Source organism: Nitrospira moscoviensis, assembly GCF_001273775.1.
GTDB lineage: Bacteria > Nitrospirota > Nitrospiria > Nitrospirales > Nitrospiraceae > Nitrospira_D > Nitrospira_D moscoviensis.
Window position 1 is genome coordinate 3,620,781 of the sequence record NZ_CP011801.1, and the last position, 26,706, is coordinate 3,647,486.

Genomic DNA, 26,706 nt, shown 5'->3' on the forward strand with positions numbered 1-26,706 from the left:
ATCGAATCACTCGCCGAACCTTCACTTGTATAGCCTTTACGATCGAAAAGAACGCATCTTGCCCAACCACAACACTGCGGCTATTCCCATCCAAAAGATCAGAGCATTTAGCGTGATCACGTTCACCGCAAATCCGTGGCGTGTGTGAATGCCCACGGTGACGCGTCTTTCATGATATCGGTCACGTGCCAAAACAAACGAACGGCGTAGGTTTGGCTAGAAGCGAAACACGGATCATAGTGAGTCCCCTAAGCATTCCTCCCTGAAACCTAGCCTGTGAGCGAAGGTTCGTCAAAAGAATCGGCGGTTCGGAACTGCGTGATGTGAGGCAACCCCTAAAGAGTAATGTCCTTCACGACTTGCATGATCATTCTTGCCCCCGCATCTGCTTCAACCTTCCTCGTATCTACTCTCACCTCCGGATTCAGCGGCGGTTCGTAAGGACTTTGCAAGCCCGGCACGGTGGATGTTTCTCCGCGTTGGCCCCGCTGATACGTCCCTTTATAGTCACGCTGGATGGCGAGCTCCAACGGACATTCGATGGCGACTTCGATGAACTTGGGAATCAGGCTTCTGGCACAATCGCGGTAGGCGCGTTTCGTCGCCGTCGCATCGAAGATGACCGTCACGCCATGGGCCACAAGGCGGGCACCCATGAAGGCGAGCGCGCGATAGAACAGATCGCGTTCTTGCTCCGAATAGGTCGGAGTGGGAGTAAGGAGGCGGCGCACGGCATCCGACTCCAACACTTCCACCGTGCAACCCAGCGCCTCCAGCTTCGGCTTGAGCGCCGCGGCGATCGTGCTCTTGCCCGACGCCGGCAGCCCGGTGAGCCAGATGGCCAGAGCAGGATGGTGATGAGTGATGGGTGATGGGTGATCACTCATCACTGGCAGTACTCATTCACCCGCTCCGGTTCGAAGCGCGGCGCGTCGAGGACATGTTTGATGAAGTGGAAGATCTTGCGCCGGACGTCCACCGACAAGTTGGGGTACCAGACCGGGCTCGCGACGACCAGACCGCGGAACGCGAAGAAGGGCGCGGCGGCGGCCGTCACCTCCTTGTCGGCGCTGGTTTCCAGATAGGTCTCCCAGAACAAGCGGAACAATACCTCGAAGGGACCCTTGAGCCGGCCCCAGCGGATCAGCGAATTGAGCAGATAGTTCATCGTCATGGCCGTCACGTCGTCGGCCGGCTCGCCCCACTCGCCGCGCGACCGGTCCAACACGGAAAACTCCGTCCCGGTCCGGAACAGCACGTTGTACGGATGAAAGTCGCCGTGCACCTGCGAGAGCCGGCTGGGTTTGTCGCGCAGGCGCCACCGCCACCGGTTGCAGGCTTCCTCGATGGTACGCAGCAGCTCCTCGGTGATGAATTCGAACTTCGCCGGATAGCTGTCGGTCAAGCCCATAATGCATTCGCCGTGGCCGATCAATTCGCGCAGCCGGCGCTTGTAGAGATCGGCGTCGCGCCGTTTCTTCGCATGGATCTGCGCCAGATACCGGGCAAGCGCGGCAGCCCGCTGGCGGTCCAGTTTGCGCAGCGCGCCGCCTTTCGCCAGCCGGTCGAGATCCTGATGATAGCTCGTGCCGTCGGCCCATTCGTTCAGGACGAAGAACTCGCGGGCGTCGGCCACCGAAAACAGTCCCTGTTGCCCATCGAACGCTCCGACATCGAGCGATTTCACATGGCGCGGCAGCCGGCCATACGAGTCGTAATCCCACAGCATGGCTTGCGCGCGATCCGCCATGTGCTCGTGGCCGAAGGGGCCGGGCTTCATCGTTTCGAGCACGGCCGAGCGCACGCGGCGTCCCACCCGGAATGTCACCTTGACCGGCGTCCCATAGCCATAGCGCTTCTGATCGCCTTGGGAACTCTCCTTCCCGATCATGCCGTACGACAGCAGCGTCGCATCGCGACCAAAGCGGCTCTGAAGATAGCGTTCGAGGGAGGCCTTCTTAAACGTCGGCATACCGTACGCTCAGGCAAGTCACGTTCCACGATCGAATTGACAAGAGGCGTCTCATATCGCCCTTTGGGTATGGTATGGCCTCCCTATCTTGCCACGACTGTCCCATTCAGCGGCATCGTATCAGGACGATTGAGGAAAAACGCGCCAGCTTGGCCTATCCAGCTTGAGTCACTTGCAGCCTCTCCCCATGATTTCCAACCGCTTTTCACCAGCCGGCCATGCAACCCGTTCCGAACCACCGGCACAGCGCTTGCTGCGGCCGCCATTCTGTCCAGCCTGGCCGATCTGCCGATCCGGCTTATCTCGCCGTCACCGGCTCCATCAACCAACTGGGGGAAGTCCAGCCGATCGGCGGCGTGAACGAGAAGATCGAAGGCTTCTTTGAATCCTGCTCACGGCGCGGCCTCACCGGCAGGCAAGGCGTGATCATCCCCGCGCGCAATACGAAGCACTTGGCGTTGAGGCGCGACGTGGTGGAGGCGGTCGAGTCGGGCCGATTCACCCTCTACGCCGTCCATTGCATGGAAGAGGCGATCGAGCTGCTCACCGGTGTCGCAGCCGGCGAGCGGAGCCTCGACGGCGAGTATCCGGCCGACAGCGTCTACGGCCGCGCCGCCCGCCGGCTCGAAGAGATGGCCCAGATGGTCGCGGAATAGAGCGAAGGCGAAGAACGACCCGGCGGACACATCATCACCGTGCCGTGATAAAGAGCTCGATCTGCTGTTTGATCTGATCCCGCACCGTCCGGAAGGCGTGCCGCCGTTCGTCCGCCGTCCCGGTCACCGCAGCCGGATCCTCGAAACTCCAATGAATCAGCGTCGCCGCATGCGGCCAGCGCGGGCAGGAATCCTTCGCCCGATCGCAGACGGTAATCACATACTCGAACGCCCGATCGGTGAACTCGTTCATGTGTTTGGAGCGATGCTTAGAGATGTCGATCCCGATGTCCTGCATGGCCTCCACGGCGCCCGGATTCAGCCCCACCGGATGCGTGCCGGCGCTGAACACGTCATAGCGATCGCCCGCGAGGTGCCGGAGCAACCCCTCCGCCATCTGGCTGCGCGCCGAATTGCCTGTGCAGAGAAAGAGCACCCGTTGTTTCATGCCGGCACCTCCACCCTGAACCATTGCCGCGTGGAGTTACACACCCGGCACACCGACAACATGACGGGGACTTCGACCAGCACCCCGACGACGGTGGCCAGCGCGGCGCCGGATTCCGCGCCGAAGAGCGCGATAGCCGTCGCCACGGCCAGTTCGAAAAAGTTGCTCGCGCCGATGAGGGCTCCCGGCGCCGCCACCGAATACGGCACGCGCCGCCACCACATCAGGCCGTACGCCAGCGAGGCATTCAGATACACCTGGAAGAGAATCGGCACGGCGATCAGCGCGACGTGCCAGGTCTTGGTCAGAAGATTGTCGGCCTGAAACGCGAAGATCAGCACCAGCGTGGCGAGCAGCGCCACGATCGTCACGGGCGCGAAGCGGGGCAAGAGATTCTTCTCGAACCACTGTTGCCCATAACGGCCGATCAACCACCAGCGAAGCCACGTCCCGATCGCGAGCGGGATCACGATGAAGGCCAGGACGGAGTAGAACAGCACATGATAGGGCACGGTGAGGGAGGAGGCGCCGCTCACCAACAGGCCGATGATCGGGGCGAACAGCACCAGCATGATGAGATCGTTCAGCGTGACCTGCACGAGCGTATAGGCCGGATCACCGTCCGTCAGGTAGCTCCACACAAAGACCATCGCCGTGCAGGGCGCGGCCGCGAGGATAATGGACCCTGCTATGTACTGATCCGCCTCGGACGGACTGATCCATGAGGCAAAGACGTAGCGGAAGAACAACCACGCCAGCACGGCCATCGAAAAGGGCTTGACCATCCAATTGACGAAGAGCGTGATCGCCAATCCGGCGGGACGGCTGCCGACGTTGCGAAGAGCTGAGACATCGACCTTCATCATCATGGGGATGATCATCAGCCAGATCAGGACCGCAATGGGCAAATTGATGTGGCTGCCTTCGCCGAATTCCCAACCTCGCACGGTGGCGACCATCCCGGGAGCCCATCGGCCCGCCAGCACACCGAACACCATGCAGAGTCCGACCCACAGCGTCAGATAGCGTTCAAACAGATTCAGCCGTTTTTCGACGGTGGAAGCCGGCGACGCGAGAACGAGTTCCATGAGAGTTCCTTTCAGTCGTGTGAGGGGATCATGAGCAACAGGTCGTCGAGCAGCAGGCTGCTTGGCCGGCCATCGGCTTGGTGGCCCGCACGAAGCCGCTGATGAACTTGCCGTCGACGAGCGGGGCGATCGCCCCGATGTCGAGGCCGGTTCCGTCCAAGAGCTCTGCGGCGTCCACGGCGGTATAGACGCGGGTCGGCTCGATGGAGACCTGCTCGAACCCCGCCCGCTCAAGCTTCGCCTTGTAGTCCGACTCTTCCAGCGCCCCGGCCACGCAGCCGGCCCAGAGTTCGATGCTGCGCCGGATTTCCGCCGGCATCTCACCGCGGATCACGATGTCGGACACGGCGAACCGCCCGCCCGGCTTCAACACGCGAAAGGCTTCAGCCAACACGCGATCCTTGTCGGGCGAGAGGTTGATGACACAGTTGGAAATGATCAGATCGACGGAGTTGTCGGGCAGCGGAATATGTTCGATGTCGCCCTTGAGAAATTCGACGTTGGCCACGCCGGCCTTGGCCTGGTTGGCTCTTGCGAGCTCCAGCATTTCGTCCGTCATGTCCAGGCCATACACCTTGCCGGTGGGCCCGACCCGCTTGGCCGACAGCAGGACGTCGATCCCGCCGCCCGAGCCTAAATCCAGAACGGTTTCCCCCGGCGAGATCGAAGCCAGCGCCGTCGGATTGCCGCAGCCCAGCGAGGCTGCCACGGCGGCTTGAGGCAGCGCGGCCGTTTCGTCATCCTGATAGAGACGGCCGGTGATGGGATCGAGCTTGCCCGCCTGCAAGACGGTTCCCGTTCCGCAGCAGGAACGCCGCTCCTGCTTCTGCGCCTGCAACGCCGCCTGCCCGTATCGCGCCTTGATCTCATCTTTGATCGTCTGGTCGTTCATGAAGCACCTCCCATCAACAAAAGTTGATTTATTCGGGCCAAAAAAATCAGCAGCACTTGCCTGCTGACGCCGCGGACTTCGCCGCCTGCTTGAGGGCCGCGACAAGATCCTCCAGTTCCTCAATCGCGTCCGGGTTGAGCGAGTAATACATCCACCGCCCCTCACGACGATCCTGAAGCAGCCCCGCCTCCTTGAGCACCTTGAGATGGAACGAGAGCCGCGACTGTCCCGCCTTCATCGCATCCGTCAGCTCGCACACGCACCGCTCTCCGTCCTTCAACCGATCGAGCAGCGCCAACCGCGTCTCGTCCGACAAGGCATGGAACAACGCGACAGCTTTCTTGAGCGGAATCGCAGAGGCAACCATGGCGGAACTATATATCAACCAATTTTGATGAGTCAAGCCCACCTAATTTCGAAAGCATGCCTACTTGCATGATCTAGCAAATGAGCCTTATACTCCTAAAGCAAAGGAGAGACAAATGGGTGAGTATACAGCTCTTGCTGATCAAACGATTGAAACGATTAGGGCTGTTAGCAAGTCGCTAAGAAAAGAACCAGAGGCCTTGCTTGCCGACATTATTAAGCAACACTTTGAGTCGATAAGTTCGTCTGCAGAAACTAAGAGACCTTCTGAACAACCTCCAACAACTCAAGCTGTCCGGTCCCGCTGAGGTGATAATAGTAGATGTTAAGGTTTAGGATCGTCGCATACTTTAAGACGAAGAGATTACCCGGGATAACCAGCCAATCGTAAAGCACCCTTCCTTCCTTCTCCTTTGGGTCCCCTACAGATTTCTTTGCTCCAACCAATAGCAGATCAAGCAGTTCACCGTTTTCATCGACGATAAAAGAAAACAGCAAGCCGGAATATAACTGCAGCTCCTTATCTGTCTGGATAAGAGCATGGACAAACCGGATGTTGGGCTCCTTATTGTCTTTGGTAATACCCCGTCCTGTTAGCCGGTACAGCCAGTAATTCCTAAATTTGAAGAAGGCTGGATAACGAAGATCCCACTTTCTTATCCAGACAAGATGGCGAATGAGCTTGCCTCCCAAAAGAGACAGCACCAACGCGAGGATGATGTATCCGGTGATGAATACCCAGTTGCTATAGCAGCTCTCGACAATCTCGTTAAGCGAATACCGCCCTTCTTCATCAAAAGTTGCGGACAACAATCTGATGACTTTAACGAAATCCACATCCGGAACTAGGCCAGTCCAATGGTGAGTGGCTTCCGCAACTAACAAGGACGCATAGTGAACCGGAAAAGAAAAGAGCACAGCTCCCGCCAAATCCTCCAGGAGGTTTTTCGGCAAAACGGCTTTACTGAATTCGTCCGTATGATATGTGGTTCGAGCGATATAGCCCGGAATCGAGAGAAAGAATAACAGCAAGGAAGATATCGTAATGTCGGCCATCAGCCCTCACAGTGTAAACTCGATCAATTGCGCGCACGGCATTTTAGGAGGAAGACTCACGGCTGAGCAATAGAAAATTCTAAGCTTCAGCACCATACCTTCTGGCATTGACATCAGGAAACTATAGATACTAGGATAGTTTCCATCGTATATGGCTATCAGGACTTCCATACTCCATCGAAAGCGATCGGCCGAAGCACCCTCCGACGACACGCTTCGCCGGCGCATCGTCGCGGAATCCCGGCGGCACTTCTTTGCCCACGGCTTCCGGAGCGTCACGATGGACGATCTGGCTCGCGAAATGGCGATGAGCAAGAAGACGCTCTACGCCTGCTTCCCGAGCAAGGCGGCGCTCATTGAAGCCGTGATCAACGACAAATTCCGCAGTATCGATACAGACCTCGCCCGCATCACGTCGGCGGCCTCGTCCGATTGTCTCGGCGCGCTGCAGCGGCTGCTGGCCTGCGTGCAGGGGCACATGGACGAGATCCGGCCGCCGTTCCTGCGCGACATCCGGCGCGAGACGCCGGACTTGTTCGCCCTGGTGGAGACTCGCCGGCGGGACGTGATTCAGCGGCACTTCGGCAAGGTGTTCCTGGAAGGGCGCCGGGCCGGGCTGATTCGCCAGGACATTCCGCCCAAGCTGGCGATCGAAATCCTGCTGGGCGCAGTGCAGGCGGTGATGAACCCGCCCAAGATGGAAGAGCTGGGCCTGACGCCGAAGAACGGCTTTACGGCCATCATGCGTGTGGTGCTCGAGGGCGTGACCACGGAGAAAGCCCGGTCGCGTCGATCGGACTGACGCCGGAGAACGGAGCATGAAGAAACGCATTCTCCTCATCATGATCGCGGCACTCACGGTGATCACCGGGGGCTACCTCTACGTGCGCTCCGCGAGCGACCGCGCGGCCGACACGGCGCTCAAGGTTGCCGGTAACGTCGAAGCGCACGAGAGTGTGGTGAGCTTCAAAGTGCCGGGCCGTATCGTGGAGTTGGCCGTCCAGGAGGGCCAATACGTCAACCCGGGCGACCTCTTGGCGCGGCTGGACGACGACGATTACCGCCAGCAAGTGAGTGTGGACGAGGCGACGGTCCGCACGCGGGAGGCCGAGCTGGCGCTGGCCCTGGCCGGCAGCCGCGAACAGGAAATCCAGGCGGCGAAGCAGTCGCTCATCGACGCGAAGGCGGACCTCGAGCTCAAGCGGGCCGAGTTCCGCCGGCGGAAAGCCCTGCTCGGCGAACAAGCCGTGTCACAGGAGGACGTCGACAGCGCGGAGACGCTGATGAAGCGCGCGGAGGCCACGTACCGGCGCGTCAAGGAAACGCACGCTCAGATCGTCGAGGGCACCCGCAAGGAAGAGATCGCCGTGCGGCGCGCCAATCTGCAGCTGGCCCGCGAGCACCTAGAGATGTCCCGCGTGAAGTTGGCCTATACCGTCCTCACCGCGCCGGTGTCCGGCGTCGTGCTGGTCCGGCAGGCGGAGTTGGGCGAAGTGGTGGCGCCGGGAACGCCGGTCGTGACGATCGCCGACCTCGACCGCCTCTGGGTCCGCGGCTACATCAACGAAACGGATCTGGGCCGCATCCGCTGGGGGCAGCAGGCTACGGTGCGCACGGATACCTATCCCGACAAAGAGTACAAGGGCCGGGTCTCGTTCATCGCGTCGCAGGCGGAGTTCACGCCCAAGAGCGTGGAAACTCACAAGGAACGAGTGACCCTCGTCTACCGCGTCAAGATCGACGTGGAGAACCCCAATCATGAGCTCAAGCCGGGCATGCCGGTGGAGGTCATGATCGGCGTACCGCCGCAGGAATGAGCCATGCCTGCCGCCATTGTCACATCGGACCTGACGAAGCGCTTCCCGGGTGTCACGGCCGTGGACCGTTTGACCTTCGAGGTCCATGCCGGCGAGATCTTCGGCCTGGTCGGCCCCGACGGCGCCGGGAAGACGACGACGCTCCGCATTCTGGCCGGCGTCCTCACGCCGGATGCGGGGTCGGCGACGGTCGCAGGCTACGACATCGTGCACGACCCCGAAGCGGCGAAAGCGCACGTGAGCTATATGCCGCAGCGTTTCGGCCTCTACGAAGATTTGACCGTCGAAGAAAACATCCGCTTCTACGCCGATCTCTTCGGCGTCGCCCGGTCGGAGCGTGAACCGCGCGCCCACCGCCTGCTGGACGGAGCCGGCATGAGCCCCTTCACGAACCGCCTGGCCGGCAAGCTTTCGGGCGGCATGAAGCAGAAGCTGGGGCTCGTCTGCGCGCTTATTCATCACCCCCGCGTGATTCTGCTCGATGAACCGACCAACGGCGTGGATCCCGTCTCGCGCCGCGACTTCTGGCGCATCCTCTATTCCCTGCTCGACGAAGGGATCGCCATCCTCATGTCCACCTCCTACTTGGACGAGGCGGAGCGATGCCACCGCGTCGCGCTGGTGCATCAGGGGCGGATGCTGTTCAGCGACACCCCGGCCGGGCTCAAAACGCACTTACGGGGCGCCGTGGTCTCCATCGACGCGCCCGACCCGCGCCGCATCCGGGCCGAGCTTGACGGCGCGGCCGGCGTGCTGAATGCATTGCTCGTCGGCGACGGCGTGCACCTGGTGGTCGACGATGCCGAGCGCCGGATTCCGGAACTGCGGGCGGTGCTTCAACGAGCCGGGATGGCCTTCGATCGCGTGGAGGAGGTGACTCCCACGATCGAAGATCTCTTCGTCGCCGCCACAGGGGAGAGCCATGAGTAACGAGACACCGGTGATCGCGCGCGGCCTCGTGAAACGCTTCGGCTCGTTCACGGCGGTGGATCACATCAACCTGGAGGCGCGGCGGGGCGAGGTGGTGGGCTTTCTCGGTCCGAACGGAGCGGGCAAATCGACGACCATCAGGATGTTGTGCGGACTGCTGCGCCCTACCGCCGGACAGGCGCTGGTCGCCGGGTACGATGTGGCGCAGGAGCCCGAGCAGGTCCGGCGGCGGATCGGCTACATGTCGCAAAAATTTTCGCTCTACAACGATCTGCGCGTCATCGAAAACATCCGGTTCTTCGCCGGCATGTATGACGTACCGGTCTCGGCGCTGAAGGAGCGCGAGTCGTGGGTCCTCGACATGGCGGGCCTGAACGGCCGCGAATCGGCCGTGACCGGCACGCTGCCCGGCGGATGGAAACAACGGCTCGCGTTGGGCTGTGCGGTGCTCCACCGGCCGCCGATTCTGTTTCTCGACGAGCCGACCTCCGGCGTCGACCCGATCTCGCGGCGGCAATTTTGGGAATTGATCCATACGATGGCCGCCGAGGGCGTCACCGTGCTCGTCACCACGCACTACATGGACGAGGCGGAGTACTGCAATCGGCTCGTCTTGATCTTTCAAGGCCGCATCGTGGCCTCAGGCTCGCCGACGGCGTTGAAACGGGAGGCGATGACCGGCGAGCTGCTCCTGGTGGAATGCGACCTCCTCGGCACGGCGCTCGACGTGCTGCAGCAGACTCCGGACGTCCGCGACGCCGCCGTGTTCGGCAGCGCCTTGCACGTGGTCGTGTCGGACGGCCGGGCCATGATTCCACGGATCCGCGCCGCTCTGGCGCACCAGGGTGTGATGGTGTCCAAGATAGAACCGATCCGCCCCAGCCTGGAAGACGTCTTCGTGTCGTTGACGGCCGCGCAGGACAACGGAGGACGAGCCTGACCCATGCGCCGGCATCGGCTCGCCGCCATCATCCGCAAAGAGACGTTGCAGATCAGCCGCGACCTGCCCAGCCTGCTGATCACCGTGGCGATGCCGCTCTTGCTCATGCTGGCCTTCGGCTACGGCGTGCGCTTCGACGTCAAGAACCTCCCCGTGTACGTCTACGACCGCGAAGGCAGCCAGCGGAGCCAGGATTTCCTCACACGCTTCCAGGCCTCGGAATATTTCGACGTCGTGAAGACAGTGGACCGGTATCCGGCGTTGGTGGACGCGCTCGACGCCGGCGCCTGCCGGCTGGCGCTCGTCATTCCCGGGGATTTTTCTCGGCAATTGAACAGCGGCGGCCCGGTGAGCGTGCAAGCCCTGATCGACGCCACCGACAATAATACGGCCAACGTCGCCGTCAGCTACAGCGAAGCGGTGGTGCAGTCGTACAACCGGCAGATCCAACTGGAGTGGCTTGAGCGCCACGGACGGACCGGCCTGCAACCGGTCCTGCGCGTCGAGACGCGGACATGGTTCAACGAAGACCTCGAAAGCACGGCGAACATCGTGCCGGGCGTCGTCGCCATCATCATGGCCGTGATCGGCTCCTTCCTCACCTCGCTGACCATCGCCAGAGAATGGGAGCGCGGGACGATGGAACAGCTCGTCTCGACACCCGTCACGCCGTTGGAACTCATGATCGGAAAACTCGTCCCCTATTTTGCCATCGGGCTGCTCGATACGGTCCTGTGCGCGGCCCTCGCCATCTGGTGGTTCGAGGTGCCGTTCCGCGGAGCGTGGAGCGTGTTCTTCCTGAGCTGCACGCTGTTCCTGATCGTCGTGCTGTCGCTGGGCTACGTCGTGTCGGTGGTCGCCAAGACGCAGCTGGCCGCCAGCCAGGTGGCGCTGATCGCGACATTCCTCCCGGCCTTTCTGCTCTCGGGGTTCATTTATCCCATCGGCCAAATGCCGGCCGTCATTCAGGCGATCACGCACATCATCCCGGCGCGCTATTTCATGACGATCATCCGCGATATTTTCCTCAAGGGTACGCCCCTGCCGCTCCTGCTCGACGATCTGCTGGCACTGGCGCTGTTCGCCACCATCCTGACGATCGTCGCCACCCGGGCCTTCCACAAGAAGTTGAGTTGAGGAACCGCGCCATGCTGAATCGTCTCCGGGGGATGCTGATCAAGGAATTCATCCAGGTCTTCCGGGACACGCGCACCCGCTTCCTGCTGTTCGGGCCGCCGATCGTCCAAATGCTCGTGTTCGGCTACGCCGCGACCTTGGACATCCGCCACATTCCGACGGCGGTGTTGGATTACGATCACAGCCAGGTGAGCCGCGACCTGGTCTCCCGCTTCACCGCGAGCCCGTATTTCGACGTGGCGGCCCGCGTCGACGACCGGCGGGCGATCGGCGACCTGATCGACCGTGGCGACGTCACCGCCGCCCTCCAGATCAACGCGGGCTTCGCGCAGGATCTCCGGAAAGGCCGGCCGGCCCAACTGCAAGTTATCGTCGACGCCAGCGACTCGAATACCGCCTTGATCGCGGTGGGGTACGTCAATCAGATCGCCGCGCGGTTCGCACAGGAGTACCAGCAGGACCGCCTGCTCCGCACGTCACCCATGCAGGCCTCGCGGCTCCCCTCCGTCGTGCTCGACCGGCGCCCCTGGTACAACATCGACCTCGACAGCCAATGGTTCTTCGTACCGGGCGTGATCGGCAATTTGATCCTGATCATGGTCGTCAGCCTCACCGCGTTCGCGATCGTCCGCGAGCGGGAGATCGGCACCCTCGAGCAGATCATGGTGACGCCGATCGGCCGGCTGGAATTCATTCTGGGCAAGACCGTGCCGTTTTTTTTGATCGGCCTGTTCGACACCGCGCTCATTTCGCTGGTCGGCACCTTCTGGTTCGGCGTGCCGTTCCGCGGCAGCATCGGCGTCCTGGCGATGGGCGCCGTGTTGTTCATCCTCTGCATGCTCGGCGTCGGACTGTTTATCTCGACCATTTCCAGGACCCAGCAACAGGCGATGGTGTCGGGTTTCTTCTTCAACATGCCGGCCATCACCTTCTCCGGATTCGGCACCCCCATCAGCAGCATGCCGGAGGAGATGCAGTGGCTCACCTATCTCAACCCGTTGCGGTATTTTCTAGAAGTGCTGCGGGGCGTCTACTTGAAAGGCGTGGGCGTGGACGTCCTCTGGCCGCAGATGGCGGCCATGGGCCTCTTCGGCGTCGTGATGCTGGCGATCAGCGTGGCCCGCTTCCAGAAATCGCTCGACTGAGACCTCGGCCGGATGAATGACCGCGGCGTCTCGGAGACCGGCCCTCAGCGCTCGGCCGTCAATCGGACCGGCCGCCATTCTTCGGCGGATAGGCCGAGCCAGCGGGCTACGAGCGGAAGCGAGGCACCTTGCAGCAACACCGACGTCAGCACGATGAAGAACACCAGATTGAAAATCGTCTCCGCCTGCGCCAGCCCCGCCGTGAGCGGAAAGGTCGCGAGGATGATCGGGACGGCGCCCCGCAATCCCACCCAGGCGATGAGCGTCCGCTCCTTCAGGGTCAGTCCGGTAGGAAGCAGCGTGAGAAACACCGCCGCCGGACGGGCGATCAACATCAGAAACAATGAGAGAACGATGCCGGTGCCCATCACGGGGAGAATGCGGGAGGGAAAGACCTGCAGCCCCAGCGTGAGAAACATGAGAATTTGCATGAGCCACGCCTGCCCCTCGTGAAAGCGGCGGAGGTTATCGAGTTGCTTGAAACTTTGATGTCCCGCCGTCAGACCTGCCACATAGACCGCGAGAAACCCGTTGCCGCCGACCGACGCCGTGACCCCATACGTGAACAAGGCGATCGCGAGGCTCAGGACCGCGTAGAGTCCCTCGTATTCGAGGTGCAGGCGCCGGATCAAGACGCTCATGCCGACGCCCATGCTGTAGCCGATCAAGGCGCCCAGGATCATCTGGCGAAAGAACAGGATCAGCATATCGCCCGCGGTGCCGCGCTGCGTCAGCAGACTGATCAAGCCGATCGTCAGAAACACGGCCATGGGATCGTTGCTGCCCGACTCCAATTCGAGCAACGGGCTCAACCGTCCCTTCAATCTCGCGCGGCGCGCCCGCAGCACGGCAAAAACGGCCGCCGCATCGGTTGACGACACGATGGCGCCCAGCAGGAGGCCGACGAGCGGCTCGAACTTGAGGAACCAGACGGTGAAGGCCGCGACGAAGACCGCCGTGAGACACACACCGAGCGTCGAGAGCGCGAGGCCGTGCGGGACGACCGGCCGGATCTGCTGCCAGTCGGTGTCGAGCCCGCCGGAAAACAAGATCAACGTCAGTGCCACTACCCCCAACGATTGAGCCAGCCGCGGGTAATCGAACTCGATTCCGCCCGGCCCTTCGGAACCGGCCAACATGCCGATGAGGAGGAACAGCAGCAGGGCCGGAAACCCCAGTTGGCCGGAGGCGCGGCTGGCAACCACGCTGAGCAGCAAGAGCGTGGAGAGGCCGAGCAAGAGCGTTTCGATAGGCAGGTCTTGGAAAAGATGCAGCAGATCCATGCTACCGTCGGTTATACCACAGGCATCCGACGGTCCAGCCGACCTTTGGCGGTACTGTTGGCGGTATCAGGACACAATAAGAGGCGGGAACAATGGAGGACCCGATCGACTGCCTATCTACGACCAGTACTGCGAGGCTCGTGTATAGCCGTACAACAGGTCGCGCCGCGCGAGGATGCCGACGAGCTTGCCGTTGCGCAGGACCGGCACGCGGGTGAGGTAGCGGTCCTGAAAGAGATCGGCGATCTGGGTCAACGTTTGCTCTTCCGTCACGCTGACCGGATGGGCCGACATGATTTCGGTGGCGAGGATCTTCCGCAGATCGCGCCCGTCGATCATCGCCTGCAGCAGATCGTACTCGCTCACGATGCCCACCAACGTGCCGTCCTCCTCCACGACCGGCAGACTGCCGATGTTCCGGTGCGTCATCATGTGGGTGATCGTCAGGGCGTCCGTGCGCGGCGTGCAGCGGATGACGGCATCCTGCATCAACTGCGCGACCGTGAGGGTCTTCGGATCGGTCGCCTTCATGAAAAACTCGGTTTGCCGCATGGTGGCTCCTCACTTTCTCTTGCGTGTTCCGCCGCCCACATATGTCCGCAGGACGTCGCGGCGCGCGACGATGCCGATGAGGCGATCCCTCTCATCCACCACCGGCACGCGGACGAGGTCGCTGGCGCGCAGCACATGGACCAGGGTGCCCAAGGTCGTTTCCGGCCGGACCGAATAGGGATTGCCCGTCATGACGTCACGCGCCGTCACCGTCCCCAACTCGTGTCCGTCGTCCAGGGCTCCCAGCAGGTCGTGCTCGCTCACGATGCCCATCAGCTTGCGCCGGCCGTCGAGCACCGGCACCGATCCGAATCCTTCGATCATCAGCGACGCGATGACATCGCCCTTCGTCGTGAGCCCGGCGCATTGCACCTGTGTTTCCATCACCTGCTTGACGGTCATGGATTGAAAGTCCTGCGGTCCGGCGGCCCGAGCCTTCTTCTTTGGCGGCATGGCTGCTCCTCCTTCAGCGCACGGTCCTCAACTTAGTCGGCGGGCAGCTTGGCCGCAAACCCGCTCTCTTCCGCCCAGCGAAAGGTGAGCGTTTTTTGCTTCCCGGCTTCCACCTTGATCTGTTTCAGGGTTTTCGCCTTGCCGCCGTGCGCCGCCGTCACATCGTAGACGCCGGCCGGCAGGTCGACGAAGAGCCAGGGGCCACCCACGTGATCCATAGGAATAGAGACGGTAGACCCCCCTCCCACCGATGCAATGGTGACCGCGACGCCGGTGAGATACAGCTTGCCCCCGGCCGCGAAGATGAGCTTGAGCGGAAACGGGGGGTACTCGGCCGCCCGCTCTTCCAGCCCCACGCCGGCGCTGAAGTAGCGGACTCCGTTGGCGCGATACAGCGGAAGCGGATCCACCACCGTCCGCCCGTCCACTTGATGGCGCAATTCCACGACCTCCCCGGATTCACCGATGCTTGCCACTGGCCCCGCCTCAGCCGGCAGGAGCCCTGCGCCCGTGGCCATCCATCCGATCGCCAACAGGCTGAACGAGATGCCCACCCGGTTCATATGCCCCTCCTCCCTCACGACAGACGCAATGTGAGTGCCACGTCATTCTCCCCCGCTGACTCCCAGATTACTTCGACGACGCCCCCTCGCGCTACCACCGTCCTGACGCCATTCACCCCACCCGTATAAAAACCCCTGCTGCAAAACGCCGCAGCGGGCACTGTCTTCCCCGCTGAACCTGCAAGAATGACGCTGGTTCACGGGAGACCGGTCTCTTTTCCACAGGCATATCAGATGCAGATCGGATACCTGCGACGCGGGCCCTGTTAGGATATGAGAGGAGACAGGCTATGCAAATTCTCTGTGCGGTGGACGGATCGGAATATGCCCAATGGGGAGTGGAGGCGTTGGAGGCGCTGGCGGCCCGGGAACCGGAGCACGTCACGCTGATCCATGTCATCGATCGCCCCGCTATCCAAGCGGCGCAGGGCCGGAACCAAGCGGCCGCCGGCCGAGTCATGGCCGCTTCGGTGAAAGCCGGTCAGACTTTGCTGCGCGACGCGGAACGCCGGGCCAAGGTCGCCTTGAGCCAAGCCACCACCGCCCCGCGCACGAAGTACCGGACGGTCCTCGCGTACGGGCCGCCGGCTGAAACCATTGCGCGGCAGGCGCGCCGGCTCAAAGCGGATCTCATCATGCTGGGGTCGCGGGGCTTGAGCGACATCAAAGGCTTCCTGCTGGGGAGCGTCTCGCGGCGCGTGGTGTCTCTCGCCCCCTGTCCGATATTGGTCGTCAAACAGCCGACCGTCAAACTGACGCGCGTGGCCCTCGCGGTGGACGACACGAAACATTCGCGGGCGGCGGCCAAATTCTTGCGCACACAGATTGTGCCCGAGTCCGCCACCGTGACGATCCTCTCGTCGGCGGAAAGCCCCGTGACCGAATTGGCGGCGCGGTATCTCTCGGAAGACCAACTGGCCGCCCTCAGGAAGCCGGCCCTCGATCGGGCCACCGCGCTGGTGAACCGGCTCCGTGACGATTTCATCAAAGACGGCTATTCCGTCGTCACGAAGGTCCAGATGGACCACGTCATCGACACGATCGTCAAACATATCGAAGCCGAACGCGACGATCTGCTGGTGATCGGTTCTCGGGAACTGACGAGGACTGAACGCCTGCACTTGGGCAGCGTGTCGGAAAGCCTGCTGAAATATGCGCCTTGTTCGGTGCTCGTCGTGCGAGGCGCCTAACAGGCTGTTGAAAAGGCCCGCCAGCTTTGTTCTCGCATCGCTCAGGCCCTCAACGTACCCCGGAGGGTACGCCTCGGGGCTTCGCTCGCTGCGGCCGCGCTGGACGAGCCTTTGAACAGCCTGTGAGAGGAATGTAGAGGTGAGTGATCCGCAGACATACCGCTTTCACGACATCAATCGGCTCACCGCCGAGGAGGTGCTCAAGCGGCTGGAGACGGCGGGCGGCGGGCTCACGGCGGACGAAGCGCTCCGGCGCCTGGCGGAATGCGGCCCCAACGTGCTGAGCGCGCCGGAGCGCTATGTCTTCCTTCAACGCCTGGTCCGCCACTTCACGCATTTTTTGGCCGTGCTGTTATGGATCGCCGCGGGCCTCTCCTTCGCGGCGGATTTCCTCCGCCCCGGCGAAGGGATGGCGACCTTGGGATGGGCCATTCTGGGCGTCATCGTGATCAATGCCGCCTTCGCCTTCTACCAGGAATACAAAGCGGAGCGGGCCGTCCACGCGCTCCATCGGATGTTGCCCGACACCGCCTGGGTCTCCCGCGGAGGACAGTCGGTGGAAGTGCCGCGCAGCGAGATCGTCCCCGGCGACCTGTTGCTGCTCGAAGAAGGCGAGCGCGAGCCGGCGGATGCGCGCCTCATCGAGGCCACGGGCATGCGGGTGGACAATTCGGCGCTGACGGGGGAATCGAAACCCAAACGACGGACGGCCGATCCGGCGGACGACGGCCATTGGCTCGACATGCCCAACCTCGTGTTCGCCGGGACGACGATTCTCTCCGGCCACGGCCGGGCGGTGGTCTTCGCGGCCGGCATGCGGACGGAATTCGGCAAAATCGCGCGCCTCACCGCGACGGTCGAGGAGGGATTGAGTCCGCTCCAGCGGGAGATCGTCGCCGTCACGCGAGTCGTCGCCGCGATTTCGCTCGCCATGGGGGCGGCCTTCTTCGCCATCGGCCTCTGGAGCGGCCTCGGATTCTGGATCAGCGCGATCTTCGGCATCGGCATCATCGTCGCGAACGTGCCGGAAGGGTTGTTGCCGACCGTGACACTTTCCTTGGCGATGGCGAGCCAGCAGATGGCGAAGCGAAAAGCCTTGGTCAAACATCTGCCCTCGGTCGAGACCCTCGGCTGCACGACGGTGATCTGCACCGACAAAACCGGCACGCTGACGGAAAACCGGATGAAGGTGGATCGATTTTACGCCGACCGCCTCGTCATCGAAGCGCGCGAGGGGTGTTTCTTCACCGCCGGCCGATTGGTGCCGAACACCGACGCCGAACGGTGGCGCCCATTGTTCGACGCGCTGCTCCATTGTCACAACGCCAAACGGGTGCGCCGGCCGGATGGGCGGTCCACCATGACCGGGGATCCGACCGAAGTCGCCTTGCTGGAATTCGCCATCGAGCATGGGTTGGCGCACCCCCCGCCGCTCCGCCGGATGGGCGAGCTGGCCTTCGACGCGGACCGCAAGCGGATGAGCACGCTGCACTGGTCGGAGGGCCGCCTGATCGCCTTTACCAAGGGCGCCCCGGAATCGCTGGTGCCCCTCTGCGCCCGCCTACGCCTGCACGGCGAAGGCATCCCCATGAGCTCCGACGAGCGCGCGCGCATCCTGGCGCAGAGCCGGACGTTCGCGGAACAGGCGTACCGCGTCCTGGCCGTCGCCATGCGGGAGGTCGCGCATCAGCCGGAGCACATCGAGGTGGAGACGATCGAAAACGACCTCACCTTTCTCGGCCTCGTCGCCATGATGGACCCGCCGCACCGCGAAGTGCCGGAGGCCGTCGCGACGTGCCGGCGCGCGGGGGTGCGGACCATCATGATCACCGGCGACCACCCGCTCACCGCGCTCGCCGTCGCGCGGAAGATCGGGCTCGTGCCGCAGCAGGCGCCGCGGCCGTCGCGCGGCCGATCCCCGGCGGCCGATTTCGTGCCGGTGATCGAAGGGAGCCACCTGGACGGCATGAGCGAGGAGCACCTCCGCCGGCTGCTCACACCCTCCCGGTCGGGCGAACCCGATCCCGTGTTCGCCCGCATGGCGCCGCGACACAAAATGCGGATCGTCTCCACGTTGAAAGAGATGGGCGAGACGGTCGCCGTCACCGGGGACGGCGTGAACGACGCGCCGGCGCTGAAGAGCGCCAGCATCGGCATCGCGATGGGCATCGCCGGGACCGACGTGGCGAAAGAAACCGCCGACATCGTGCTGCTCGACGACAATTTCGCGACGATCGTGAGCGCGATCGAGGAAGGCCGCGCGGTCTATGACAACATCCGAAAGTTCACGACATACATTCTGTCGAGCAACGTGCCGGAAATCGTCCCGTTCCTGGGGTACGGCTTTCTCGGGTGGCCGTTGGCGTTGACCATTCCGCAAGTCCTGGCCGTCGATCTCGGGACGGACATGATTCCCGCGCTGGGCCTCGGCACCGAACGGCCGCACGCCGACGTGATGCAGCGCCCCCCGCGCCCCAAGACCGAGCGGCTGCTCAATCGCCCGCTCCTGCTGCGGGCCTATCTGTTCCTGGGCCTCATCGAGGCGGCAATCGCGATGGGGGCCTTCTTTTTGTACCTGGAAACCCATGGGTGGACCTGGGGCACGCCCCTGGATTGGGCCTCACCATTGTATAGAGAAGCGACGAGCGTGACCTTGTGCGCGATCGTCGTCACCCAGGTGGCGAACGTGCTGGCCTGCCGGTCGGATCGCCGCTCGGTCTTCACACTCGGGCGATTCGGCAATCCCCTCATCCTGACCGGCATCGCCTTCGAGCTCACGATGCTCCTGCTGCTGATCTATACGCCGCTGGGGCATCGCCTCTTCGGCACGAGCGGACTCCCGCTCTGGATTTTCGGCCCGCTGGCGCTGGGCGCCCTCGCGCTCCTGGCGGCGGAGGAAACCAGGAAAGCGATCGCGAACCGCTTCGCCGGAGGCCGCTGGAATCCGGTAGGGCGGGCGGCGGGTGGCCCATGAGCGAAGAGCCCGACGAATCCGTCCGCAACGTGCCGGTTCACGAGATCATTCCCGGCGGAGTCTCGATCGGCGGCGAACGCCGGCTGCCGGCCGCGACTCCTCTTCCGCAGAGACGCGGGAGGCGGATTCCGCTCGCCATCGGCCTGAGCCTCGCGCTCCTGCTTCTGGCGGCGCTGATCTGGTATGGGCCGTTCTCGGGCTCCGCTCCGGTGCGCTATCAGACGGCGCTCGTGGATCGCGGGCCGATCACCGCCGTGGTGACGGCGACGGGGACCGTGAATCCGGTCGTGTCGGTGCAGGTCGGCAGCCAGGTCTCCGGAAAGATCGCGCAGTTGTCCGCCGATTTCAATTCCGTCGTCACGAAGGGCCAGGTGCTGGCGCAAATCGATCAGCAGCCCTTCAAAGCTCGGGTGAGCCAAGCCCGCGCCGCCGTCAAGAGCGCCAGGGGGAACCTCGCGAAGGCCAAGAACAGGCCCGCCAGCGCAAGCTGGAGCGCGACCGCATGGCGGCCCTCAGGCCGCAGGCCTTCGTGTCGCAAGCCGACCTCGACCTGGCTGAAACCAGCTATCGCGATGCGGAAGCCAACGTGGAGGTCCTGCAGGCGGAGCTGGATAAAGCGGACGCGGCCCTCGCCTCGGCTGAGCTGGACCTGGGCTACACGACGATCCATTCGCCGGTCAACGGCATCGTGGTGTCCCGCAACGTGGACGTGGGCCAGACGATCGCGGCCCAGTTTCAAACGCCGATCCTCTTCGTGATCGCGCAGGACTTGACGCAGATGCAGGTCAACGCGAACGTCAGCGAATCGGACATCGGCGGCGTGACGGAGGGGACGGAAGCAAGCTTCCGCGTGGACGCCTATCCGAAGCAGTTTTTCACCGGCCGGGTCACCCAGGTCCGCAACGCGCCGGTCAGCATTCAGAACGTCGTCGAAGCGGTGATCATGACGGCGATCGGCGGCGCTCTGGGCGTCGCGGCCGGCATCGGAGCGGCGCGTGTGCTGACCGCCATGATCGGCTGGCCCACGATCATCAATACGCAGGCCGTCGCCGCCGCCTTCGTCTTTTCCCTGATCGTCGGCGTCTTCTTCGGCCTCTACCCGGCCAACAAGGCCTCGAAGCTCAACCCGATCGAAGCGCTGCATTATGAGTAGCCCCAGACCGGCGGATCATTCCGGCAGAATCCCATTTCAGAGATCCCGTCCGACTAGTCGATGGCAGGAGGCGGGGGAGGAATCAGCGGTTCGAGTTGGGCGATGAGGCTCGGAATGTGTGCGGTCACAACCTTCCAGATTCGGAAGTGTTCAATGTCGCCATACTCGTGAGCAAGGACGTTGCGCTGCGCGACAATGGCTTGCCAGGGAATTTCGGGGTGCGCCGCTTTCAACGAGTCAGAAACCCGACGGGCGGCTTCGCCCAGGATCTCGAGCCCGCGTTCGACCGCCAACTGTACGACGCGCTGCTTCAGATATTGCTCATGGGACAACCCACTTGTGCACTCTTGGATAGTCAGGGCAGCCGTCAGCATGTCCCACAGATAGGCGGGTCTCGATCCTCAGGCGGCAAAGATCACCTGACGTGTGCGAAGAATTTCGTGGCGTCTGAAGGGATTGCGGAGTCCTGACTTCTCGACCAGGTCGACTTTCCTTCCGAACAGAGCGCCCAGTTCCTCCTCCATCCGGACCAGATCATAGAGCGAGTGCTGTGCATTCGGTTCAAAATCGACCAGCACATCGATATCGCTATCCGGACGGAAGTCGCCGCGCAGCACGGATCCAAAGAGGGAAAGTTCTCTGACACCATAGCGGCGGGAGAACTCGGCCAGCTTGGCCGTCTGGAGATTGACCTGAAGCTTCAGACTCATACTGCTCTCATGCGACCACGTCCGGGACGATGATAGCAGCGAGGCTTGGTAAAGTCATGGGGTCCTTGCATTCCACGTTCCTCTCCACTATGGTCCCTCCCGCATGTCTGACGCATCGCGCTCTTCACGTTCTTTCTGGTGGCACTCCGCGGTCTTTTATCAAATCTACCCGTGGAGTTTTCAGGACTCCGACGGCGACGGCATCGGCGATCTCGCCGGCATTCGCTCCAGGCTCGACTATCTGCGCGGCGGACCGGGGGCTTCGCTCGGGATCGATGCGATCTGGCTCTCGCCGATCTATCCCTCTCCCATGAAGGATTTCGGCTATGACGTGGCGGACTACTGCAACGTCGATCCGCGCTTCGGCCGGTTGGCCGACTTCGACGAACTCGTGCGGGAGGCCCACCGGCGCGGGATCCGCGTCATCATGGACCTCGTGCTCAACCATACCTCCGACCGGCATCCTTGGTTCGTGGAATCCCGCGCTTCCCGGCAGTCGGCGAAGCGCGACTGGTACTGTTGGGCGGACGGCATGTCGTTCGGGCGGCGGCCGAGCAACTGGAACGCCCGTTTCGGCGGCTCCTCCTGGACCTGGGATCTGGGAAGCCGGCAGTACTATCTCCATTCCTTCTTGAAGGAACAGCCGGATCTGAATTGGAGCAATCCCGCCGTGCGGGCCGCGCTGTGGGACGTGGTCCGTTTCTGGCTCGACCGAGGTGTCGACGGCTTTCGCCTCGACGCGATCAATTGGCTGGGCAAGGACGTCCGCTGGCCGGACAATCCCTTCCGCCTCGGCCTACGCGGCTATACCAGGCAGCACCATCGGTACGACCGCGACCAGCCGCTCGCGCACGACATCATGCGCGAGCTGCGAAGCGTGGTCTCCTCCTATCCCGATGTGGTCCTGATCGGCGAAGCGGCGGCGGATACGCCGGGCGGCCCCGCCTCGTTTTACGGACAGGGCGAGGACGAGCTGCATCTCGTGTTCGATTTTCGCCTGATGAAGTCGCCCTGGCGGGCGGATCGCTTCCGCCGGTTTCTGGCGGACGATGTGCCGGCGATTCCCAAAGGTGGATGGCCGACCATCGTATTCAGCAATCACGATCAGCCGCGCCACATCGACCGGTATGGAGCGGGCGGCGACGCGGAAGCCCGGGCGCGAGCCGCGGCCCTGCTGCTCCTGACGATGCCCGGGACGCCCTTTCTCTATTACGGCGAAGAGCTGGGCATGCGAAACGGGCGCCTGCGGTATCGGGATCTGCGCGATCCCTATACCAAACGGTTTTGGCCCTTCCGGCCGGGCCGCGACCCGGCGCGCAGGCCGATGCAGTGGGATGCGTCTCCCCACGCGGGCTTCAGCACCGGACGCCCCTGGCTCCCCGTCGCTCCCGATTATCCTGGGCGCAACGTCCTGCGCAACGCGGGCGATCCGCGCTCACTCTGGTCTCTCTATCGGCGGCTGCTCGAACTCCGTCGCGCGTCTCCCGCCCTGTCACGGGGACACTACCGGCTCGTCGAGGGAGGGCCCGGCGACTGCCTGCTCTATGAACGAGCGGCACGCACGGATGGCGGCGCAATCGAGAGGATGCTGATCGCCGTCAATTTTTCCGAACGGGGGCTGAGCTTCGCCTTGCCCGCCGGCTGCGCGCCCGGGCGCGTGCTGCTCTCGACAGATCCCGACGCATCGGCAGGAAAATGGGATCCGAGACAGGTACGGCTCAGTCCCAACGAAGGCCTGTTGGTCGGCCTCAGTGAGCCCCGCGGCTCTTGAAGAACAGCGCGGCGAGCGGGGGCAGCGTCACCGTAATCGAGTGGGAGCGGCCGTGCAGCGGAATGGGCACCGCCTCCACCCCGCCCAAGTTGCCCCAGCCGCTCCCGCCGTAGAGGGTGGCGTCGCTGTTGAGCAATTCCTGCCAGAATCCGCCGCGCGGCGCCCCGAGGCGATAGTTCGGCCGGGGCACGGGGGTGAAGTTGCAGACGATGAGCAACAGGTCGTCCGTGGAGGCGCCTGTGCGGAGCAGGCTGATCACGCTCGATTCGGCGTCGTTGCAGTCGATCCATTCGAAGCCGGCGGGGTCCAGGTCGCGCTGGTAGAGCGCCGGCTCGGCGCGATACACCCGGTTCAGATCCGCCACCCAGCGCTGGAGGCTGCTGTGAAACGGATACTGGAGCAGATCCCATTCCACGCTATGGTCGTGCGCCCATTCGCGCCCCTGCCCGATCTCGCCGCCCATGAACAGGAGCTTCTTGGCCGCCTGCGCGTACATGTAGCCGAACAGCAGGCGGAGATTGGCGAACTTCTGCCACTCGTCGCCCGGCATCTTGCCGAGCAAAGAGCCCTTGCCGTACACGACTTCGTCATGCGAGAGCGGCAGCACGAAGTTTTCGTGGAAGGCGTAGAGCATCCGGAAGGTCAGCTTATTGTGGTGATACTTGCGGAAGTACGGGTCCTGGCTCATGTAGCTCAGCGTGTCGTGCATCCAGCCCATGTCCCACTTCAAGCCGAAGCCCAATCCGCCCAGATACGTGGGCTTGGAAACCATCGGCCAGGCCGTGGATTCCTCGGCGATCGTCTGGACATCGGGAAACTGCTTGTAGACCTCTTCATTGAAGCGGCGTAAGAAGGCGATGGCGTCCAGATTTTCCCGCCCGCCGTATTGATTGGGGATCCATTCTCCGGCTTTCCGCGAGTAGTCCAAATACAGCATGGAGGCGACGGCGTCCACGCGGATGCCGTCGACATGATACTTCTCCAGCCAGAACAGCGCGCTGCTGATCAGAAAGCTGCGCACTTCATTGCGGCCGTAATTGAAAATGAACGTGTTCCATTCCGGATGAAATCCCTGCTGCGGGTCCGCATGTTCGAACAGATGGGTGCCGTCGAAGTAGCCGAGACCGTGCGCATCGGTCGGAAAGTGCGACGGCACCCAGTCCAAAATGACCCCGATGCCGTGCCGGTGCAGCTGGTCGATCAGGTACATCAAATCTTGCGGCGTGCCGTAATAGCCGGACGGTGCGAAGTAGCCGGTGGTCTGGTATCCCCAGGACCCGAAGAAGGGATGATCCATGACGGGCAGGAATTCGACGTGCGTGAATCCCGTCTCCTGCAGATAGCTCGGCAGCGTCTCGGCCAGCTCCCGATAGCTGAGCGATCGATAGCCGTCCTCGGGCACCCGCTTCCAAGATCCGACATGCATTTCATAGACGGCCATCGGCGCATCGAGCGCGTTCCGCCGGTGCCGGCCGCGCATCCAGTCTCCGTCCTGCCAGTCGTAGTCGCAGTCCCAAACGATCGACGCCGTCTTCGGCGGGATCTCGTTGAACAGGGCGAAGGGATCGGTCTTGTCGATCCGATAGCCGTGGAAGCGTGACCGGATGTGGAATTTGTAGAGCGCGCCCTTGCCGATCCCCGGAATGAAGCCCTCCCAGATGCCCGACTGTTCCCGCGGGCGTAAGGGATGGCGGTCGGCCTTCCAGTCGTTGAACGCGCCGATCACGGACACCTGCTCCGCATTCGGCGCCCAGACCGCGAAGTACGTGCCGTCCACGCCTGCAGATTGCATCGGATGCGCGCCGAGCTTGTCATAGAGCCGAAAATGGCTCCCCTCGTTGAAGAGATACAGATCGTGCGGCGTCAGTATGGTGATCTCGTCCATCACATCCGCGCCTCGCCGGTCATGGCTCATATCCTCACCTCATCGCCCGAGTGCGGCAGCGGCTCGGGTTCCGTTCATGTTCAGGATGTCCGTGATGCCCTTGAGCGGGATGGCGACCCACTCGGGGCGGTTGTTCAGCTCGTAGCTCAGCTCATAGACGGCCTTTTCCAGCAGATGGACCGCCAGCAGCACTTCCGCCGCCTGCGGCGCGCGCGGCCAAAACGCGGCCGTCTCGACCTCCCGGCGATACGCCGTGAGGAATTCCGCCCCGACCCGGCGGGACCAGCAATCGGCCCAAGGCTCCTCATCGAAGCCGATCCCCGCGGTGCGCCGGCTCTGCACGACCGCCGATGCCGCATAGTCGAACGAGCGCAGCATCCCGGCGACATCGAGCAGCGGGGACTGTTTGGTCCGGCGCTCGCGCAAGGGCCTGGCCGGCTCCCCCTCGAAATCGATGATGACATAATCGGACCCGGTCCACAGCACTTGCCCCAGATGATAATCGCCGTGGCAGCGGATGCGCAGCCCGGCGTCTTCGATCTCCAGCAAGGCGCGAAACACGGCCTCGACCTCCCGGCCCCGATCCACGAGATGCGATGCCTCATCCTGCATCGGAGGCGGCAGCGAGGCGCCTCGCTCGGTCAGCAGCAGCCGCGTGTCGCTCCACAGACGAGCCATCGAAGCGAACCGAGCCCGGCGATAGTCCTTGATCATCGGCTCCGGACAAAAGGCCGGATCTTCAGACCGGGCCAACGTGCGATGCAGCGCGCCTGTCCGCCGCCCGAGACAGGCGGCGGATGCCAGCGCAGGACCGATGAGCTGTCGGACTTCTTCCGGCGCCTCCCCCGGCTCCCACAGGGTTCCGCCTGCAACCAGGCTCGGATCGACATCCGCCGCCCGCGCCGGCACACGCGAAAGATAGGACTCCACCGCCTTCAGCATCATGCTCCAGGCGTCGCCCTGGTTGGGCACGAAAGCTTGCAGCAATCCGACGGTCATCGGCTCACAGCCGGGCCGCACATACTCGATCGCCCCGCCGACCGCCGGACTATAGGGGAACGACACCGACGTCAGGAACCGTCCGATCTCCAGGTCGGGATTGCTTCCCGGCTGCAGCCGCCGGTAGAGCTTGAGCATCGCCCGATCCCCATACCGCACCGACGTATTGCTCTGCTCCGTCTTCATCACGCATGCAGGCAGCCGGCTCTCGGGCGGTACGATCGATCGATAGGCCGCCGTCGCGGCCGCCACCAGGCTCCCGGCCCGGCCGGAGGACCGGCCGCCGCGGCCGACGGCGGCGAGCAGCGCGTGGGCGAACGCCTCCTGCCAGAGCGCGTCATACAGGACACCGTAGCGCGGCGAGCCGGCCTCCGCCACTGCGACCTGCGCGAGCACCGCCTGGGGCCACTCCCGGGCAATCCCCTCCGCGTCTTCTCCGAACGCCGCGGTGACGGGAAGGACGTAGGTTTCCGGCACACCATCCCGGTAGGTCACCTCGATGAAGAGCAGGATGGCCTGCGTGGCCTCGAGATGGAGGGGAATCGCTTCGACGACGGCCGCCGTCGCGAGGGTGCGGGCCTTGCCGCCGAACCAGCGCTGCCTCGTGAGCATGCCCGGCAAGGCCGCTTCGAGCCGGGCCTTCCCCTCTCCTTCCAGAATCCGCTCCCAGGACTCGGAAAGGGTGATGCGCCCGCTCTGACTATCGACGACGGACAACGGCGGTCC

26 protein-coding genes and 2 pseudogenes are annotated in these 26,706 nt (G+C 63.2%); 13 read left to right on the plus strand and 15 right to left on the minus strand.

Annotated features, from left to right (window positions below; genetic code table 11):
- Positions 1-335 precede the first annotated feature (335 nt).
- Both cysC and NITMOv2_RS17630 read right to left on the minus strand, forming a co-directional pair.
- A complete protein-coding gene (gene cysC / locus NITMOv2_RS17625) occupies positions 336-887 on the minus strand; it encodes an adenylyl-sulfate kinase (protein WP_053381113.1) in 552 nt (183 codons plus the stop codon).
- On the minus strand, positions 887-1,972 hold the full coding sequence (locus tag NITMOv2_RS17630; RefSeq protein WP_053381114.1) for a phosphotransferase: 1,086 nt from the start codon (positions 1,970-1,972) through the stop codon (positions 887-889). Before NITMOv2_RS17630 ends, cysC begins: the two co-directional genes overlap by 1 nt.
- A 218-nt stretch (positions 1,973-2,190) precedes the next feature.
- Here NITMOv2_RS17630 and NITMOv2_RS17635 point away from each other — a divergent pair, with 218 nt between their 5' ends.
- A complete protein-coding gene (locus tag NITMOv2_RS17635) occupies positions 2,191-2,628 on the plus strand; it encodes a S16 family serine protease (protein ID WP_053381115.1) in 438 nt (145 codons plus the stop codon).
- A 34-nt stretch (positions 2,629-2,662) separates the two neighbouring features.
- On the opposite strand, the gene NITMOv2_RS17640 is transcribed toward NITMOv2_RS17635, so the two are convergent.
- The 5 genes from NITMOv2_RS17640 to NITMOv2_RS17660 all read right to left on the minus strand — a co-directional run bounded on the left by NITMOv2_RS17640 (position 2,663) and on the right by NITMOv2_RS17660 (position 6,478).
- Positions 2,663-3,076 (minus strand): arsenate reductase ArsC, encoded by a 414-nt coding sequence (locus NITMOv2_RS17640; RefSeq protein ID WP_053381116.1) that lies wholly within the window; start codon positions 3,074-3,076, stop codon positions 2,663-2,665.
- Positions 3,073-4,164 (minus strand): ACR3 family arsenite efflux transporter, encoded by a 1,092-nt coding sequence (gene arsB, locus NITMOv2_RS17645; protein ID WP_053381117.1) that lies wholly within the window; start codon positions 4,162-4,164, stop codon positions 3,073-3,075. Before arsB ends, NITMOv2_RS17640 begins: the two co-directional genes overlap by 4 nt.
- Positions 4,165-4,192: 28 nt before the next feature.
- On the minus strand, positions 4,193-5,056 hold the full coding sequence (locus NITMOv2_RS17650; protein WP_053381118.1) for an arsenite methyltransferase: 864 nt from the start codon (positions 5,054-5,056) through the stop codon (positions 4,193-4,195).
- A 46-nt stretch (positions 5,057-5,102) separates the two neighbouring features.
- Positions 5,103-5,423: an ArsR/SmtB family transcription factor gene (locus NITMOv2_RS17655; RefSeq protein WP_053381119.1), complete on the minus strand. Its 321-nt coding sequence runs from the start codon at positions 5,421-5,423 to the stop codon at positions 5,103-5,105.
- 254 nt (positions 5,424-5,677) lie between these two features.
- The gene (locus NITMOv2_RS17660) at positions 5,678-6,478 is read right to left on the minus strand and encodes a hypothetical protein (RefSeq protein ID WP_053381120.1); all 801 of its coding nucleotides are present in this window, start codon (positions 6,476-6,478) and stop codon (positions 5,678-5,680) included.
- A 151-nt stretch (positions 6,479-6,629) separates the two neighbouring features.
- Between NITMOv2_RS17660 and NITMOv2_RS17665 the strand changes: the two genes are divergently transcribed.
- From NITMOv2_RS17665 to NITMOv2_RS17690, 6 genes are read left to right on the plus strand one after another with little or no spacing between them, the layout of a single operon-like run.
- Positions 6,630-7,280, plus strand: a complete 651-nt coding sequence (locus NITMOv2_RS17665; RefSeq protein ID WP_053381121.1) for a TetR/AcrR family transcriptional regulator — start codon at positions 6,630-6,632, stop codon at positions 7,278-7,280.
- A 16-nt stretch (positions 7,281-7,296) separates the two neighbouring features.
- On the plus strand, positions 7,297-8,295 hold the full coding sequence (locus NITMOv2_RS17670; RefSeq protein WP_053381122.1) for a beta-barrel domain-containing protein: 999 nt from the start codon (positions 7,297-7,299) through the stop codon (positions 8,293-8,295).
- Between the two features lie 3 nt (positions 8,296-8,298).
- Positions 8,299-9,225, plus strand: a complete 927-nt coding sequence (locus NITMOv2_RS17675) for an ABC transporter ATP-binding protein (RefSeq protein WP_053381123.1) — start codon at positions 8,299-8,301, stop codon at positions 9,223-9,225.
- Positions 9,218-10,165: an ABC transporter ATP-binding protein gene (locus NITMOv2_RS17680; RefSeq protein WP_053381124.1), complete on the plus strand. Its 948-nt coding sequence runs from the start codon at positions 9,218-9,220 to the stop codon at positions 10,163-10,165. The genes NITMOv2_RS17675 and NITMOv2_RS17680 overlap by 8 nt, the downstream gene beginning before the upstream one ends.
- Before the next feature lie 3 nt (positions 10,166-10,168).
- On the plus strand, positions 10,169-11,302 hold the full coding sequence (locus tag NITMOv2_RS17685) for an ABC transporter permease (protein WP_053381125.1): 1,134 nt from the start codon (positions 10,169-10,171) through the stop codon (positions 11,300-11,302).
- Between the two features lie 11 nt (positions 11,303-11,313).
- Positions 11,314-12,447, plus strand: coding sequence for an ABC transporter permease (locus NITMOv2_RS17690; protein WP_053381126.1), 1,134 nt, complete (start codon positions 11,314-11,316; stop codon positions 12,445-12,447).
- A gap of 44 nt (positions 12,448-12,491) precedes the next feature.
- On the opposite strand, the gene NITMOv2_RS17695 is transcribed toward NITMOv2_RS17690, so the two are convergent.
- The 4 genes from NITMOv2_RS17695 to NITMOv2_RS17710 all read right to left on the minus strand — a co-directional run bounded on the left by NITMOv2_RS17695 (position 12,492) and on the right by NITMOv2_RS17710 (position 15,298).
- Complete coding sequence (locus tag NITMOv2_RS17695) at positions 12,492-13,730, minus strand: potassium/proton antiporter (RefSeq protein ID WP_053381127.1); 1,239 nt, start codon at positions 13,728-13,730, stop codon at positions 12,492-12,494.
- A gap of 117 nt (positions 13,731-13,847) precedes the next feature.
- On the minus strand, positions 13,848-14,282 hold the full coding sequence (locus NITMOv2_RS17700) for a CBS domain-containing protein (protein WP_053381128.1): 435 nt from the start codon (positions 14,280-14,282) through the stop codon (positions 13,848-13,850).
- Between the two features lie 9 nt (positions 14,283-14,291).
- Complete coding sequence (locus NITMOv2_RS17705) at positions 14,292-14,735, minus strand: CBS domain-containing protein (protein ID WP_053381129.1); 444 nt, start codon at positions 14,733-14,735, stop codon at positions 14,292-14,294.
- Between the two features lie 32 nt (positions 14,736-14,767).
- Positions 14,768-15,298 (minus strand): carboxypeptidase-like regulatory domain-containing protein, encoded by a 531-nt coding sequence (locus NITMOv2_RS17710; RefSeq protein WP_053381130.1) that lies wholly within the window; start codon positions 15,296-15,298, stop codon positions 14,768-14,770.
- A gap of 290 nt (positions 15,299-15,588) precedes the next feature.
- On the opposite strand from NITMOv2_RS17710, the gene NITMOv2_RS17715 reads away from it, so the two are divergent.
- From NITMOv2_RS17715 to NITMOv2_RS17725, 5 genes and pseudogenes are all read left to right on the plus strand, one after another.
- A complete protein-coding gene (locus NITMOv2_RS17715; protein WP_053381131.1) occupies positions 15,589-16,488 on the plus strand; it encodes a universal stress protein in 900 nt (299 codons plus the stop codon).
- A gap of 139 nt (positions 16,489-16,627) precedes the next feature.
- Positions 16,628-19,462: a cation-translocating P-type ATPase gene (locus tag NITMOv2_RS17720; RefSeq protein WP_053381132.1), complete on the plus strand. Its 2,835-nt coding sequence runs from the start codon at positions 16,628-16,630 to the stop codon at positions 19,460-19,462.
- A pseudogene (locus tag NITMOv2_RS25290) lies at positions 19,459-19,821 on the plus strand (hypothetical protein); the annotation flags it as partial. The gene NITMOv2_RS17720 and the pseudogene NITMOv2_RS25290, both read left to right, overlap by 4 nt.
- A gap of 122 nt (positions 19,822-19,943) precedes the next feature.
- A pseudogene (locus NITMOv2_RS25295) lies at positions 19,944-20,111 on the plus strand (hypothetical protein); the annotation flags it as partial.
- 42 nt (positions 20,112-20,153) lie between these two features.
- The gene (locus tag NITMOv2_RS17725; protein WP_187299258.1) at positions 20,154-20,615 is read left to right on the plus strand and encodes an FtsX-like permease family protein; all 462 of its coding nucleotides are present in this window, start codon (positions 20,154-20,156) and stop codon (positions 20,613-20,615) included.
- A gap of 53 nt (positions 20,616-20,668) precedes the next feature.
- Here the strand turns inward: NITMOv2_RS17725 and NITMOv2_RS17730 are convergent, their stop codons facing one another.
- The gene (locus NITMOv2_RS17730) at positions 20,669-20,989 is read right to left on the minus strand and encodes a HepT-like ribonuclease domain-containing protein (protein ID WP_053381134.1); all 321 of its coding nucleotides are present in this window, start codon (positions 20,987-20,989) and stop codon (positions 20,669-20,671) included.
- Positions 20,990-21,016: 27 nt separating this feature from the next.
- Entirely contained in the window at positions 21,017-21,325 is a 309-nt protein-coding gene (locus NITMOv2_RS17735) for a nucleotidyltransferase family protein (protein WP_053381135.1), read from the minus strand.
- A 103-nt stretch (positions 21,326-21,428) separates the two neighbouring features.
- Between NITMOv2_RS17735 and NITMOv2_RS17740 the strand changes: the two genes are divergently transcribed.
- Positions 21,429-23,096, plus strand: a complete 1,668-nt coding sequence (locus NITMOv2_RS17740; RefSeq protein ID WP_053381136.1) for an alpha-glucosidase — start codon at positions 21,429-21,431, stop codon at positions 23,094-23,096.
- Here NITMOv2_RS17740 and glgB read toward each other — a convergent pair.
- Both glgB and NITMOv2_RS17750 read right to left on the minus strand, forming a co-directional pair.
- Complete coding sequence (gene glgB, locus NITMOv2_RS17745; RefSeq protein WP_053381137.1) at positions 23,074-25,011, minus strand: 1,4-alpha-glucan branching protein GlgB; 1,938 nt, start codon at positions 25,009-25,011, stop codon at positions 23,074-23,076. The two genes, NITMOv2_RS17740 and glgB, sit on opposite strands and share 23 nt — an antisense overlap.
- A 9-nt stretch (positions 25,012-25,020) precedes the next feature.
- On the minus strand, positions 25,021-26,697 hold the full coding sequence (locus NITMOv2_RS17750) for a putative maltokinase (RefSeq protein ID WP_053381138.1): 1,677 nt from the start codon (positions 26,695-26,697) through the stop codon (positions 25,021-25,023).
- Positions 26,698-26,706: the final 9 nt, after the last annotated feature.